Source organism: Paenibacillus sp. Paensp111, from assembly GCF_059492195.1.
The window spans coordinates 1,503,723-1,518,366 of the sequence record NZ_CP168527.1 but is presented as its reverse complement, the minus strand read 5'-3'; the positions used below and the strand labels follow the sequence as shown (position 1 = coordinate 1,518,366).

Annotated in this window: 9 protein-coding genes; 5 read left to right on the top strand and 4 right to left on the bottom strand. The window is 48.0% G+C overall.

Annotation, left to right across the window (positions count from 1 at the left end; all coding sequences use genetic code 11):
* Positions 1-65: 65 nt before the first annotated feature.
* From ACEN86_RS06870 to ACEN86_RS06860, 3 genes are all read right to left on the bottom strand, one after another.
* Complete coding sequence (locus tag ACEN86_RS06870) at positions 66-1,547, bottom strand: ABC transporter substrate-binding protein (RefSeq protein ID WP_495633570.1); 1,482 nt, start codon at positions 1,545-1,547, stop codon at positions 66-68.
* A gap of 272 nt (positions 1,548-1,819) precedes the next feature.
* Complete coding sequence (locus tag ACEN86_RS06865; RefSeq protein ID WP_495633569.1) at positions 1,820-3,343, bottom strand: response regulator; 1,524 nt, start codon at positions 3,341-3,343, stop codon at positions 1,820-1,822.
* A gap of 2 nt (positions 3,344-3,345) precedes the next feature.
* Complete coding sequence (locus tag ACEN86_RS06860; RefSeq protein ID WP_495633568.1) at positions 3,346-5,169, bottom strand: sensor histidine kinase; 1,824 nt, start codon at positions 5,167-5,169, stop codon at positions 3,346-3,348.
* A 249-nt stretch (positions 5,170-5,418) separates the two neighbouring features.
* Between ACEN86_RS06860 and ACEN86_RS06855 the strand changes: the two genes are divergently transcribed.
* On the top strand, positions 5,419-8,169 hold the full coding sequence (locus ACEN86_RS06855; RefSeq protein ID WP_495633567.1) for an endo-beta-N-acetylglucosaminidase: 2,751 nt from the start codon (positions 5,419-5,421) through the stop codon (positions 8,167-8,169).
* A gap of 62 nt (positions 8,170-8,231) precedes the next feature.
* Here ACEN86_RS06855 and ACEN86_RS06850 read toward each other — a convergent pair whose 3' ends face one another.
* Positions 8,232-9,995: a sensor histidine kinase gene (locus tag ACEN86_RS06850; protein WP_495633566.1), complete on the bottom strand. Its 1,764-nt coding sequence runs from the start codon at positions 9,993-9,995 to the stop codon at positions 8,232-8,234.
* Between the two features lie 556 nt (positions 9,996-10,551).
* Between ACEN86_RS06850 and ACEN86_RS06845 the strand changes: the two genes are divergently transcribed.
* Genes ACEN86_RS06845 through ACEN86_RS06830 form a run of 4 tightly spaced genes read left to right on the top strand, consistent with a single transcriptional unit; the run spans position 10,552 to position 14,505 of the window.
* Entirely contained in the window at positions 10,552-10,803 is a 252-nt protein-coding gene (locus tag ACEN86_RS06845; protein ID WP_495633565.1) for a hypothetical protein, read from the top strand.
* Positions 10,800-11,894, top strand: a complete 1,095-nt coding sequence (locus ACEN86_RS06840) for a GerAB/ArcD/ProY family transporter (protein ID WP_495633564.1) — start codon at positions 10,800-10,802, stop codon at positions 11,892-11,894. Before ACEN86_RS06845 ends, ACEN86_RS06840 begins: the two co-directional genes overlap by 4 nt.
* On the top strand, positions 11,891-13,300 hold the full coding sequence (locus tag ACEN86_RS06835; protein ID WP_495633563.1) for a spore germination protein: 1,410 nt from the start codon (positions 11,891-11,893) through the stop codon (positions 13,298-13,300). The genes ACEN86_RS06840 and ACEN86_RS06835 overlap by 4 nt, the downstream gene beginning before the upstream one ends.
* The gene (locus tag ACEN86_RS06830) at positions 13,297-14,505 is read left to right on the top strand and encodes a Ger(x)C family spore germination protein (protein ID WP_495633562.1); all 1,209 of its coding nucleotides are present in this window, start codon (positions 13,297-13,299) and stop codon (positions 14,503-14,505) included. Before ACEN86_RS06835 ends, ACEN86_RS06830 begins: the two co-directional genes overlap by 4 nt.
* Positions 14,506-14,644: the final 139 nt, after the last annotated feature.

Below are 14,644 nucleotides of genomic sequence, written 5' to 3'. Positions count from 1 at the left end.
CTGAAAAGGACCGGGCGAATTAGTCACCCGCCCGATCCTCACTAAAGTTATCATCGTATTAACAATTACTTGCCGCCGCTGGCTCTCCAGGCATCCAGCTGCTTCTGCGCTTCTGCGATGACTTTGTCCAGACCCGCCTGATTGAATTTCTCAATCGCTTTAGGAAGGTTCGTCTCCGGATCAAGTGTACCGGTCATCAGTGCGGCCCAGAACTGCTCCTTCACGTTCTGAACGGCTGCAAGCTCGGAGGACACCTTGGTTCCGTCAAAGTTAAAGCTCAGGATTGGAGAATTCTTGCCTGCTGCATTGAATTTCTTGAACTCATCCCACTTATTGTCGGGGTCATTCGGGTTGAGATAGAGCAGCATGTTATTGCCCAGGGAATAAGAAGGCATGTCGTAGTTCTTGGACTCCGGCAGATTCTCAATATGCTTGTCATCCACCTTCTTGTAATGCGTTCCTTCAAGGCCTGAATCGACCATGTTGCGAAGCTTCTGATCCGTATTGAGCAGGTTCAAGAATTCCATGGCTTTCTCAGGGTGCTCAGAGTTGGCTGAAATGGCCATAATCGAACCTTGTACAGAGGTGTTCGTAATAATCGCGTCACTGGCCGGAGTTGAGACTACTGGATATCCATAACTCGCCGACCACTGATTATCCGCTAGCGGCTGAGTCTGTGCACGGTCCAGGAACCAGTTGCCTGAAGTCATCAAATCACTGGTCGATCCGGTTGTTGCAGCTTCAGGGGATACATACCCCGCTTTGTAATACTTGTGCATGGTAGTCAGCGCTTCCTTCATCTCGGGCGTCTCAAGAATATTCACGATCTTGTAGTCCGTGGTATCCAGCTTCACCGCCATCGGAAGATTCTGAATAATATAATCATAAGGAACATAAGGGACATAGTTCTTATCCATGGCGAATGCCGTTACGCCAGTCTCCTTCTCCTTGATCGTCTTGAGGAGAGGCTCCAGGCTGTCAAGGGAACGGATATTGGTGGTATCCAGCTTATACTTGTCCAAGAGGTTCTTGTTGAAGCGCCATACCTCCTGCTGTGGAAGCTCTTTGTTGGCCGGGATTCCGTAGTTATGGCCATCGACCTTGGAGCCGCTGAGGAAAGCCGGGTCAATCGTCTTTTTCAGGTCCTGACCATATTTGTCTAACAGATCATCCAGTTTGTAAAAGGCGCCTTTTCTCGCATTCTGTACATAATCAAAGCCGCCGGAGGAAGTGAATATAATATCCATCGGTTCACCGGATGCTACGTTTACCTGCATTTTTTGGGAGTAATCTCCCCAGTCGATCATCTTCATCTTGATTGTTGCGTTGATCTTCTCTTTGGTGTATTTGCTGACCTCGGTCATGACCTTGTCAACATCCTTCTGCGGAGTCCCGATCGTATACCAGATTAGCTCAACCGGTTTATCGCCTTCTTTGGCACCGCCTCCGTCAGCACTTTCCTTGCTGCCTCCACAGGCACTCAGAACAAGCGTAAGGGACAACAACGTGGCTAGAACGAAAGAAAATCTTGTCTTCATCTTGCTCATGAACGTATCCTCCTCGAATTCAACTATGACTCCCCAAGCTTACAATGACGCTGGTACAGCGGAGCTGACGTCTCTTGTTCCTTATCGGCCAGCCCGTATCAGCTACAATCATCTTATTGAATGAAAGCATTTTCAAAAAGAAGATAAACCTAAGATATTGAGATATAAATTAAAGGAAAGTAATGCGCTTACATCGATTCCATAAAAAAGCATCCCGGCAGGTCCACGTTCTTGGGGAACATCTGGCCTTCTGCCTGGAATGCTTCAGTTAGTTAACTAAGCCCCTTGTAATCGGTGGGGGATATCCCGACGAATTTGCGGAACTGCTTGTAAAAGTACCCCGTCTCCCAGTACCCTACGTTTCTTGCGATTTCGTGTACCTTGAGGTTCGTATTCTTCAGCTGCTCCTTGGCCCTTTCAATACGATATCTATTGATATATTCCGCAAAAGTCTCCCCGGTTTCCTTATGAAAGAGCTGTCCCAAATATACAGGATGAAGATGATACTGCGCTCCAAGGGTCTTAAGTGACAGCTCATCCGCATAATGAACCGCGATATATCCAAGCACCTGATTCACAACCGGATTCTTCATATCCTGCAAAAGAGAACTTATTGTCACCTGCGCGGCATCCTGCAAGGCACGAACCAGCTCTTCAAATGAACTGCACGCTCTCACACGGCGAAGCTCCTCCTGATACAGCTCGGACTCGTCCGTATGCTTGATGCCCTCAAGCTCCATCTTGAACCGGATAATCAGCTCCAAAGCCGCATGCTGCAGCTCAAAGGGCTGAATGCCGCCTTGAAGCTGAAGCTGCTCGAAATCACTCCTAATCCGGGCCGCTAAAGTTCCGGGGTCCCTTGCCATAATCAGCTTGGCATAGTCTCTCCAGTGAATGGGGAATCCGGAGTCTGTCCGCTCTTCTGCCGATTCCAGGGAGGCATAATCAATCAGATCACGATCCGGGAAGATCATGAAGTATTCCATCGACTTCTTCGCCTCGCTGTAGCAAATGGACGCCTCATCGGAAAGCCTGCCTACCCTGCTGACACCAATCCGCGGTGTCATTCCCTGATCCCGTAGACAGCCGGCAAGCTCCTTCAGCAGATGAAGCAGCCTCGTCCTATCCTCGGCTTCCTTCGCAAGAGCAGCCGCAATGATAATATCACCGTCTACATCCCGAAACACTGTAACCTGGTCTTCATGACGGAAGTGCTGCTGAACCTGCCGGAAGGTATCAGAAGACTCCTCTTCAGCCTGAATAACCGCCGTGCAGAAATAGGGCCGGCTGAGTGAAATCCCTAACAGCTCTGCTCTTTGAGCCAGTTCAGATTCAGCAATCTGATTAGTAAGCCAGCGATAGAGTGTATTGTCCCTCAGGATCTGTACACTGTAATCGTCATATAATTGCTCTGACTTTGAACTATCCAGCTTGGTCACGGTATTCCGCAGCGTGGACTCCAGCTCCTCCACGTTAATCGGCTTGAGAAGATAGTTCTCGATCCCGAGCTGCATGCCTTCCTTGAGATAATCAAATTCATTGAAGCCGCTGAGGATAATGACCTTCAAGTCGGGGTGCAGCTTCCTTGCCTCCCGGATCAGGCTGAGTCCGTTCATTACGGGCATGGAAATGTCCGTAATCAGCACATCGACCGGCTTGTCTGCCAGAGCATCGAGTGCCATTTGCCCGTTCTCGGCCTGACCGACAATCTCCAACCCGAACAGCGACCAATCAAGCAGGTCGTACAGTCCTTCCAGAATGAAAGGCTCATCATCCACAAGGAATACTTTATACATACTTACTCCTCAGCTCCTTCCTGATTCGGATAGCGGACCTTAATGCTTGTTCCCTCACCCGGCCTGCTATCGATCCGGATGCCAAAGTCAGATCCGTATAGAAACCTCAGCCTGCTGTGCACACTTCGCAGTCCGAACATCTGGCCCGTCTCCTCCGGCAGATTCAGCTCCGCAACAATTTCACCTAGCCGCTGCGGGTCGATCCCTTTCCCGTTGTCCTTCACTTCAACTTCGAGAGCTTCCCCCAGATCTCTTACTTCAATGGTCAACAAATTATCGGTACGGTCGGTCCGCAGTCCATGAACAATATAGTTCTCCACTATTGGCTGTAGCGAGAGCTTCATGGCGGCACGGCTCATGAATTCGGGACTGGCCGTAATGACGTAATTGAACTTCTCTTTGTACCTTATCCGGAACAGTTCCAGATACAGCCGGCAGGCCTCAAGCTCATCCTTCATCGTGTAATTCTTCTTCTGCTGAACAAGGCTCTTGAACAGCACCGACAGACTGTAGATCATCTCTCCTACATCTCTGGCTCCTTGAGAGACGGCCCTCATGCGGATAACCTCAAGCGTATTGTATAGAAAATGAGGACTTATTCGCGCCTGCAGCGCGACCAGCTCAGTCTGCTTCTGCTTGATCTCCGCCTTGTAGACCCGCTCAATATACTGATTCAGCTCATCCAGCATATCGTTAAAGCTCCTGGAGATCTGACCGAGTTCATCGTCCCGCTGATCCTGAATCCGTGCGCCGAAATCACCACTTCTTACTTTGCGGGTGAACTTGATTATACGATTCGTCCGTTTGGCGAAGTTAATGACAAAAAGCGCCGGGAACAAGACAGCGAACAGGATGCAGACCGCTGAGATCGTCATAATCGTATTGCGGATTCCGCGGTACGACTCTGCGATCTCCCCGCTTGGAGCTGCGCCAATAATGACATACCCCTCGTCCGTGGAGATCAGCTTGTTGATATACATCTGCTGGCCCATATTAAACAATCCAGAACCATCATATACGGTCTTGCTCTCATTCAGATATGGGTATTTTTTGCCATAATAGTGATCCTTTGAATCGAACAAGACCGTTCCTTCCGAGGACAGGACCACAATTTCCCCCTTCAGATTGTTCATATCGCTGGAAGTCGCATTTGCAATACTCCGGGAATCTAAATATACAAGCAGCTGACCATCATTCTTTAATGACTGCTTGTTGTTGATAGGAACACGTATGGCGTACAAGGCAGGGTCCATCTGGTCAACCGCCTTCCGGATCCAGGAATTCGGGGCAGAAATATTCTTGCTCTCGAGCGCCATGACGTCCGGGATATAGGAATGTGCCACATTGGCGGACAGCTGCTTGAACTGCTTGTATTGGTTGAAGGTAGACAGATACTGCCGATTGGAGCTGTACAGCATCACATTTCGGATATCCCCGTTCTGATCAATCCAGCTCTGAAAATACTTAAGCACATCCGTAGAATAATCGTTGCTCTGCCCATAGAATTGGTCCATCCGATGCTGTACATATTCCGCATAGGCATGGTTCATGAAGAAGGAGACATTTGCCGATAGGGCTTCATTCGCGTACAAGTCCCTAACCAGATCCTGAACCGACTGATGACGCTGGTGGATGTAACGATCCACACTCTCCATCGCGGTCTTCTGGATGTCCAGCTCTCTTCGGATGGTAGCCTCGGCAATGGAGGCGTAGATGAAATAAGAGAGAGTAATGATGGTGAGGATGGCGATAAATGAAAATAACAGGAACATTCTCATAAACATATTATTTTTGAAATAGGCTCTGTAAACGTTATCAATTCTCATGCTGATGCCCCCCGAGACCGGATCAAAACTACCTATCATTGTACTCCTTCCCAAGGGCTTGTGTGGGAGATGGAAAGATTTTTCTATAGTTTAAACAGCATATCTTTAATTTCGCCCTATTTGAAAATGCTTTCATAAATTATCTTTATTCTTAACTGTTCGGCTGCAGCTGCTGTCCGGCAGATTCCAATTCCCGGGAGGGGGTTCAGGGGAAAGGTCAAATTCAAGCGATTAGAAAGGGGACAAACTATGAACCGAAGCACTATACGTAAAGTAATCTCATCCAAATCCACAGCTATTGCTCTTACTTCTGCTATGCTTATCTCTTCGTTTGCCTCAATTGCCCAAGCTGGAGACACTCTCCCTTATCAGGGGGAAAGTGCCAAGGGGCCGAATCAGCCCTACCAGCATGGCTATACCAGCTCTAATATTATCGATTGGACCCCTGAAAGTGACGTCTATGGGGATATGCTCCGGGCACGAGTTCCGCTGCAAAAAAGGATCGGCTCCTTTTCAGCCACCCAAGCTTATCCCAAGCTGAGCCCCAAGACGCAGAATTTCACCCTCAGCGGTGATTATGGCAATGCTTTCTTTGACAGCTACTCCTATACGAACGAATTCAGCCAGTATCTCTTCAATTATTGGCAGTACACGGATTATTACGGCTCCTGGCACGGCATGCCTACGGCGGAGGTTCCCGAAGAGCTCTATGATCCGAATAAGGACTGGACCGAGAAATGGTTCGAGTTCGGGATCTTGAACCTTCCCAACCCAGCCTACACGAACGCAGCTCACAAGAACGGCGTCCTCTCGATTGCCTGCATCTTCTTCTCGGATAACGACCGTGGACCGCAGACCTACAAGCAAATGCTGGTTCAGGATGAGAACGGAGACTTTCCTGTAGCCAAAAAACTCATCGAGATGGCCAAGTACTATGGCTATGACGGTTACTTCATCAATCAGGAGGAAGCTTCGAAAGGCGTGGCCACCGAGGATATCCCCCGCTACAAGCAGTTTATGAAGTACCTCAGAGATCAGGGGATTTACGTACAGTGGTATGATTCCACCTTGAATTCGAACGGCCAGATTTCTTATCAGAACGAGTTCAACGCGGAGAACAGTCCCTTTGTGAAAGACAAGGAGCTTGGCCAGGTCTCGGATTCGATCTTCCTGAACTACTGGTGGAACAAAGACAAGCTGAAGAGCTCCAGTGAGCATGCAAAAAGCTTGGGGCTGGACCCGCTGAAGACCGTCTTTGCGGGTGTTGAAGGAGGAAATGGCGACTTCGGGAGATGGAAGCAGAAGTATGACCTGCGCCTGAATCTTGATGATCAGGGTCAGCCAATGAACAGCATCGCCACACTGGGAGCTGACTTCACCCAAAATGCGCTGGATGAAGAGCTCGGTGGAGCTGATACGAACCGCCGTGCGAACGACGATTATCAGTGGATGACCTTTGTCCGCGACCGTGCATGGTGGTCCGGACCGAACCTGGATCCTTCAAATGCCAGAAGAAATGCGGCCGCGGATCTGTCCGATGTCAAAGCTTCCGGGGCGAACTGGGACGGTATGGCTGCCTATATCGCTGAACGTTCGGTTATCAAGGGCACTAATTTTGCAACCAGCTTCAATACAGGACACGGCCTTGCCTATTATATGAACGGAAAGGTATCCAATCCGAAAGAATGGTCCAATATCAATATTCAGGATATCCCTGTGACCTGGCAGTGGTGGATGGAATCCAAAGGCAGCAAGCTGTCAGCCGATTTCGACTTTGGACCGAATTATAATAAGGGAACGCGCTATACTTACCAGCCTGTAGGCGGCTTCAATGGAGGCAGCTCACTTGTTCTAAATGGCAAGCTGGATGCGGATAACTTCCTTCACTTGTACAAGACCGAATTGGACGTCCAAAAGAATTCGACCCTGTCCATCTCTTATAACAAGCCCTCGGCAAGTGACAAGTCGAACCTCAGTGTAGGACTCATATTCAAGGATCACCCGGATAAAGTAGTCAAAGTGAAGATTCCGGGCTCGGGCAAGCAGACTGATGGCTGGGTGACCCGTACCCTGGATCTGAAAACCTACAAGAACCGAACTATTGCCGCAGTAGGACTATATGTTGACCAAGGGAACAAACCCATTAATGATTACCAGATCAACATCGGTCAGATCAAGATCTCTGACGGTTCCGCTGTTAAACCGGCAGCGCCAACAGGCTTTAGGCTGACCAAGAGCCTCACCAATACCGGGGAGCTTGATGTAGCCTGGAATATCGAGGATTATTCCAAAGTGAAACAGTACAATCTGTACGAGAACGGTTCCTATGTTGGGGGAATCTATGATTCGGTGTATTATATCAAATCCCTGGGCAAGAAATCGGGCAAGCTGTCCCTTACCGCCGTTGGACCGGATGGAACGGAAAGCGAACCCGCCACGTTAACCTATGACCTGAATGGTGCGGTTACGAATATAGCTGTTCAGCCGCAAGCTAACGGGAATGCTGAGGTCACTTGGACTCATCCCGATCAGGCAGCAGGTCCCGTAACCATCAAATTGACGACAGCGTATACAGATACGCCGTTCACCAAGACATTCACAGCGCAGATTCAAGATGATTCTGCCGTGTTGACCGGGCTTCCAACGAACGGTGACCGCTACTCACTGGATATCGTCACGGAAGGCGGAGCTCTCTCTACCTACAGCGGGCGTCTCGCAGACAACTCCATTGAGCCTTACGCCAAGGAGAATGTGACGGTTAATGGTAATACGTATACGCTCGCCTTACCAACTTTGAAGGATTGGCATTATTTATATGTATATGAGGATAATGTGCCCAAAGAGTTCGGAGTCACTTATGTAACTAAGAAGTTCCCTTATATATTACGGGGACGTACGAAGCTCAGTGCGCTTACCTTTACGCCTGACTCCACCACCAGCTCACTTAAGCTGGTGATCGAGGATTACGCCGGTAATCAGGCAACTACGATTCTTAGATAGAACAGAAAGGGGTCCCTGGCCGCCATGAATGGCGGCTAGGGACCCCTTCTCTCTTACTTGCGTCAAGCATTCCCCTGAAGCTCTTTGGGGCCGAGCGGGATTTCGATTTTGAAGCAGGTGTATTCGCTGGAGGTCTTAAGCTCAATCCGTCCACTATAGCTCTCAACCAGCTTTCTGACAATCGCAAGACCAAGGCCGCTGTTTCGGGTCTTCGGCTTTGTCGTGAATCCGTGCTCAAAGATCCGGTCTCTCAGCTCTTCTGGAATAGGCTCCCCGTTATTGAGCACTTGAATGGTCAGCTTCTTCTGCTCCACCCGGGCCATGACCTCTACTTTCCGGTCATCTTCATCCTTCTCCTGCACGGCATAGAAGGCATTATCGATCAGATTCCCGGTGATACGGACCAGGTTAGTCACTTTTAATATATCGAGATTGAGGAGCTCGAACCCGGTAAAATAGTACTCGAACTGAATCTTCCGCTCCAGTGCCTGCGCGGCTTTAGCTTGAATCAGTCCGTTAAAGGCGGGAACCTGAACATCAACAATTTCGTTGAACGTTTTGTTAATATGGGAGAGACTATGAAGGTATTCTTCAAGCTCATCATATTTCTTGATTCTCGCAAGCCCCGTCAGAGCAAAGATATGATTCACGAAATCATGCCGGTATTCCTTAATGGTCTTGAACAGGCTGTCAATATTCTGAAGATACATGCTCTGTACATCATTGACAATTCTGCCCTGTCTCTTAATATATCTTACGACAGCACTAATCATGAGGGCCCCGATAGCCAGAATAATCAAGGCTACAATCGAGATTCGCACCTCTTTGTGAATCAAATCCGAGGTCATCTGATCCATATCGGAGGTAACGATGATCAGCATGCGGTCGAACCCTTTATTCACATTATCCTCCAGACTGATCGGAGAGTAGGTTCTTAGAACCTTCCTTCCGTTAATCTCCATCACCTTGTGCACCTTTTCCATCTGGGAGAAGGCTTCCTTGGCCAATGCTGAATCCTCAGCTGAAGTATAATTATATTTACCGTAGAGAAGCTTACGTTCGGAATGCCATTCAGGCTTGTCCTTGGGTGTCTTCCATTCTCCCTGCAAAATCTTGTCGTTCAGGATGCCAATTTCAAGAATTAACGGATTACTCTTCTCCTGTTCTTCAATGTTGAACTCCACGCCGGCCTTGTCTCTGAACCGGTTAATGATGCTCTCTGAAATGTAAGGATCGATCAAATAATCCGTGGTCCCGTCGTTATAATATCCCCACTTGCTGATCTTGGTAGGGTCAGAGGACGAGGTATCGAACGGGCCGGCCCAGAAGCTGGGCAGGTTCTCACCGAAGTTCGGAATTGGCTCGGCATTATGCTTCTCCATCAGCTCTTTAAATACCTTATTCCATTTCCCACCGCCCCAAGTCTCTGTAGTCATCCCGATTTCCTTGACATCACTGGACTTCATTCCGATGAAATTGTTCTCTTTCCTCAAATACTTGAACAAGGTCAAATCTTCAATACCCAGCTTGTCCCGAATTTGAACGAGCTGTTCGTTGGTAACCTCATCAAGCTTGTGAGGCAGCATATTCTGGGCCGCTATGGATGCCAGGCGCAGCTTATCCGCCAAAGCCTCTTCGAACAGCATCTCCCCTTTCTGCGTAATCTCCAGGGAGGACTTAATGTGGGAAGTCATCATTTCAATGCTTTGCTTCTGTCCGTCAAGAAGCGTGCTTCTCATGGTGTAATAGTAGATTCCGTTCAGGAAAAACAATAAAAGACTCATCACGAGTATGTATACAATCATTAATCTTCTAAATCCAATCATCTTTGGAAGGTTCCTTTCTACACTCACATCACTCTTATTATCTATATCTATCGACAAATTTCTTCTTTTTATGACACTTTTATTTGCTAATTTATCAAAACAACTTAAAAGTTAAATATTACTGAGATTAATAGTTAAAGTTTAGCATGTTCAAAGAAAAAAAGGGTGTAATTTTCCACCCTTAGCCGTTCATTTGTTATATTGAGAGAATATCTCTAGTGATTATTCGACAATCTTTTCATAATTCCTCTTCACTCCTTCACAGACCAGCAGATAATAACCTAAAAAATCCTCATGCTATTCAGCAACAATTCTTCATACCAGGCCTTTTTAGCTTCTTGTTAATAAAACCGATACATCAATTGAGATATCCATTTTCTTGATCTCATTGGTACATTAGCTCGCCGAAGTACTAATTATTGATTGATTAGTTGTCTTAAATATATGAAAAAACTAGGCCATGGTTACTAGGATCGATCTCGCTCCTCACTTACATAATAGTGGGACGACATGAACACATTAACAAAACATGGATTTAACGAAAGGAGAGACATAGATGGTTACTGCTGGTGTAATTGTACTCAGTGTTGCAAGCACGCTCTTGTTGGCATTCATGGACACGTTAGTATACCAAAAGCCGTTCCTTCAGGCGCTCATTCAGATGTTCGCCACGCCTTCCCATCCTTCATCTGTCTGGTTCATTGCAGGGGCATTATTGACGGCGGCTTGGACTGACATGAGGACACACGCTCTCTTCAGACGGCTGCAAAATAAGCTTTCGGACTTGAGGAGGATCAGCACGCCATGACTCAAGCCCGCGTTCAGCCCTTTCAAGCGTTTAACCTGATTTTCGTCTTTCTACTCGGGACTTCGCTGATCTTCGGTACACCAAGATTGGTGCCGGACTCCTGGCTTGTCGATCTCTTCGCACTTCTGCCAGCCAGCATTTTATTTTTACTGTATACCTATTTGGTGACGAAAGGGAATTATGGGAATTTGTACGAAATACTGTACAAAGCTTGGGGCCGGTTCCCCGGTCATGTTCTTGTTGTAGGATACGCCGTTTATTTCTTATATATTGCGTCACGGAATGTCCGCGACATGTTGGAACTGATCAAGACTACACTTCTCTTGAACACTCCAAAGGAAGTGGTCATTCTCCTGTTTGTACTGCTAATTGCGTACGCTTCACTAGGGGGCCTTACGACGATCAGCCGCTTGGCCATGCGGGTTACAACGGGCATCGTCCTATTCTTTGCGTTGTTGGCAATCCTGCTCATATTTAGCGGCTCCGTTGATGTACAGCATCTCCTTCCATTTTTGTCTAAAGGAATTCATCCGATTATTGGGGCAACATGGCGAAGCTCCATTTGGTTCCCTTACGGAGAAGTCATTGTGTTCCTTATTTTTATTAAAAATCTGGCGAAGCCGCGTCAATTCCGGAAACTAGGGGTCGCTGGGATTGTGTGCGCTTGTATCGTGCTGACGTTCTCTAACCTTCTGCAGATCTGTACACTTGGTAAGGAAAACATTACATTTTCGGCATTTGCCCTGCTTGATGCGGCGAGGCAAATCAATATTTCGGATTTCATCACCCGTATGGACGCACTCGTAGCGTTCATTATTTTCTTTGGCGTTTTGGTAAAAAGCGCTATTTTTATGTACGCAGGCACGAAGGGAGCTGAATATGTATTCGGAAGGAACTGCTCTACGTTCATGATCCCCTGCGCTCTTCTTATTGGCGCCCTTTCCATCCTGGTTACGGAAAATTATGCTGAACATGCAGAAGAAGGTTTAAACTACGCCATTTTTTGGATACACATGCCGATGCAGCTCGTAGTTCCGGCAGCGACTCTGCTTTTGATATGGATGCGTCGTTCGAGAGGAGAAGTACGATGACAACGACAGAAAACAAAAAGCGAATCGTCGTTACAGACCCTGCTTCTGTACAAGACGAGATCCGGCGACGGTTCGGTGACTCGTCTGACTTGGCATCTTTTCCAATCCGGATTTATGGAGAAAGTGGCGTTTTAATGTATTTGACCTCCATGACCAATCCCTCGTTCCTAACGGAAACCGTCGTCAAACCGCTATTACTTGCCGAGAATCCGGCGGATAAACCGGACAAAGAGAACTGGCTTGACCGTATTCGGGCGTTATATTTTGTGGGCATGAGCACCGAGACGACACAGGATCCAAATGTACTTGCCGGGCTTATATCGAAAGGTTATGCCGGGCTGTTTATTTCAGGCTTAACAGAGATTTTAATGATCAATGTCAAGAAGCTCGACACGCGTGCCATCGCCGAACCAACTGCCCAGAGCGTAGCCAAGGGACCGAAAGAAGGTTTTACGGAATCCTCCGATACCAATATTAGTCTCATTCGGAGAAGACTTCAGAATGATAAGCTTCGTTTCGAAAATTTTGAAATCGGAGAGCAGACCGGAACGGCGGTACATCTTGCTTATCTCGAGGGCCATATCGCACCTGCCGTTCTAGAGAAAATCCGGGAGCGCCTGCGGGAGTGCAGGTTAAAGGAATTGTATGATTCAAGCGGATTGGAGTTCTTATTCCGGCCCAAGATGTTTCTGCTGTTTCCCACAGTGATTAGCAGCGAACGACCTGACGCGGTCTGCCAGAGCTTGATTCAGAACCGGGCAGCCGTCATTGTCAACGGAAGTCCGTTTGTAATTATAGTTCCTTCACTGTTTTGGGATTATTTCAAATCGTCGGAAGATTATTACCAGTGGTATATCTTTGGGGTTTTTGTCCGATATCTTCGTTATTTTGCTTTTCTAATCTCGCTTTGCATGCCGGCGCTATATGTGGCGATAACGAGCTATCATCAGGAGCTTGTTCCGACGATATTGCTCACGAGCATAGCCGCACAGCGGGAAGGTATTCCCTTTCCGGCCGTCCTCGAGATTTTTTTATTGGAGTTCGCGTTTGAAATTGTACGTGAAGCCGGGACCCGAATGCCACGAATCGTTGGGCAGTCCATTTCCATTGCTGGCGCGCTTGTACTTGGACAAGCGGCCGTGTTGGCAGGATTCGTATCAAACATCAGCGTTATTGTTGTTGCGCTTTCCGTCATATCGGGCTTCGTATCGCCTGTTTACACCTTTGGTGCCCGCGTTCGGCTGCTGCGTTATGTACTCAACTTGCTCGGTTCCCTGCTTGGACTGTTCGGTCTTTTGGTCGGGGTCGCCTTTCTCCTCATCCAATTGTCGCGTATCGACATGTTTGGCACACCCTATTTGTCGTCAAGAATGCCCGCTGCCAGTGGAAAGGATGAAGGGCAATGAAGCGCAAATGTTTACTGCTTCTAGCGGCCATTGTCATTTGTATGCTTCAAAGCGGGTGCTGGGATCTGGTCGAAATCAATCGGTCCTCACTCTTGACTGGAGTTGCCGTTGAACTCGGGGAAAGCGACCGGTATAAATTCACCTTGGAAGTGCTGAATCCAGCCGAGGCACAACGGGTACAGAGCGGTACCGGCGGCCCTTCTACCCAGCTCTACACATTGGAGGGAAAGACGCTTGCTGACGTCGCTGCGCGTATGAATGAACTGGTAGAGAGAACGATCATATTATCCCATATTCATACAATTATCGTGGATGAGGGCGTCGCGCATAAAGGCCTTGACGAGATTATTGACGGCTTGCAACGGTCTCGCTTTGTTCGAGAGGACGTGCTCCTATTGGTGGCAAAGGACAGTCCTGCTTCGGACTTTTTAAAGATTACGTATCCAAGCGGACTGTACGCAAGCTGGAAGCTGCGGATGCAGGCCACTCATTTTTACGATAATTGGGGCGGCATCCCGAGGAGCACGCTGGACGAGTACACGGAAGCGATTCTAGCGGACGGACGGGAACCTGTTCTTGGCGCAATCTCTGTACAGGGGAAGGTGAAAGAGAGTGCAAGCAGCGACAGCTCCAAGTCGACACTACCCAAGGCAGTCGTGCATTGCGCAGGCGCCGCAGTCTTCCGTGAAGATAAGCTTATCGGTTTTCTCAATACGTCCGAGACGCGAGTGCTGAATCTTGTTCGAGACAAACTTAAAGCGACTTCGGTAGCGGTTCCGCTGGGTTCCAAAGGGGCCCACGCCATGATACGGATGACGCCCATACATGCCGCCATGAACGTAACCTTTCGAGCAGGCCGTCCGGACATCAAGCTGAACATTAAAGGAGTAGGCCGCCTATCTCAAATCGATACGGAATTACCGATCGATAAGGCGGCCGGTTACCGGGAGCTCGAACGAAAAGAATCTGAACATGTAAATGAACAGGTGAAAACCGTAATCGAACGGGTGAAAAAAGACTTCGGCGTTGATATTTTCGGTTTTGGCGAAAATCTGAACCGTTATCACTTTCGGCAATTCGAGAACATAAAGAGAGAATGGAACAAAAGCTTCACGGAGGCCCATTTGAGGGTCGCAAGCAAGTTTACGATTCTACGGTCGGAGCTAAAGACTCGAAAAATCGAGGATACCTCTAATATTCAATGAGCACCTTCCCCGGATTTTAAGGTTAGAATTGATCGATATGTGGAAATGATCAATCTCTATGACTTGAGACTTGAATAACTCCAAACTGCGTGTGTATAAAACCCCAAAAAGGTTTGCTAGAGAAGCAGACCTTTTTGGG

Bases quoted from the DNA above. Each gene is read 5' to 3' on its own strand.
- ACEN86_RS06870 (WP_495633570.1), bottom strand. From the start codon at position 1,547: ATGAGCAAGATGAAGACAAGATTTTCTTTCGTTCTAGCCACGTTGTTG.
- ACEN86_RS06865 (WP_495633569.1), bottom strand. From the start codon at position 3,343: ATGTATAAAGTATTCCTTGTGGATGATGAGCCTTTCATTCTGGAAGGA.
- ACEN86_RS06860 (WP_495633568.1), bottom strand. From the start codon at position 5,169: ATGAGAATTGATAACGTTTACAGAGCCTATTTCAAAAATAATATGTTT.
- ACEN86_RS06855 (WP_495633567.1), top strand. From the start codon at position 5,419: ATGAACCGAAGCACTATACGTAAAGTAATCTCATCCAAATCCACAGCT.
- ACEN86_RS06850 (WP_495633566.1), bottom strand. From the start codon at position 9,995: ATGATTGGATTTAGAAGATTAATGATTGTATACATACTCGTGATGAGT.
- ACEN86_RS06845 (WP_495633565.1), top strand. From the start codon at position 10,552: ATGGTTACTGCTGGTGTAATTGTACTCAGTGTTGCAAGCACGCTCTTG.
- ACEN86_RS06840 (WP_495633564.1), top strand. From the start codon at position 10,800: ATGACTCAAGCCCGCGTTCAGCCCTTTCAAGCGTTTAACCTGATTTTC.
- ACEN86_RS06835 (WP_495633563.1), top strand. From the start codon at position 11,891: ATGACAACGACAGAAAACAAAAAGCGAATCGTCGTTACAGACCCTGCT.
- ACEN86_RS06830 (WP_495633562.1), top strand. From the start codon at position 13,297: ATGAAGCGCAAATGTTTACTGCTTCTAGCGGCCATTGTCATTTGTATG.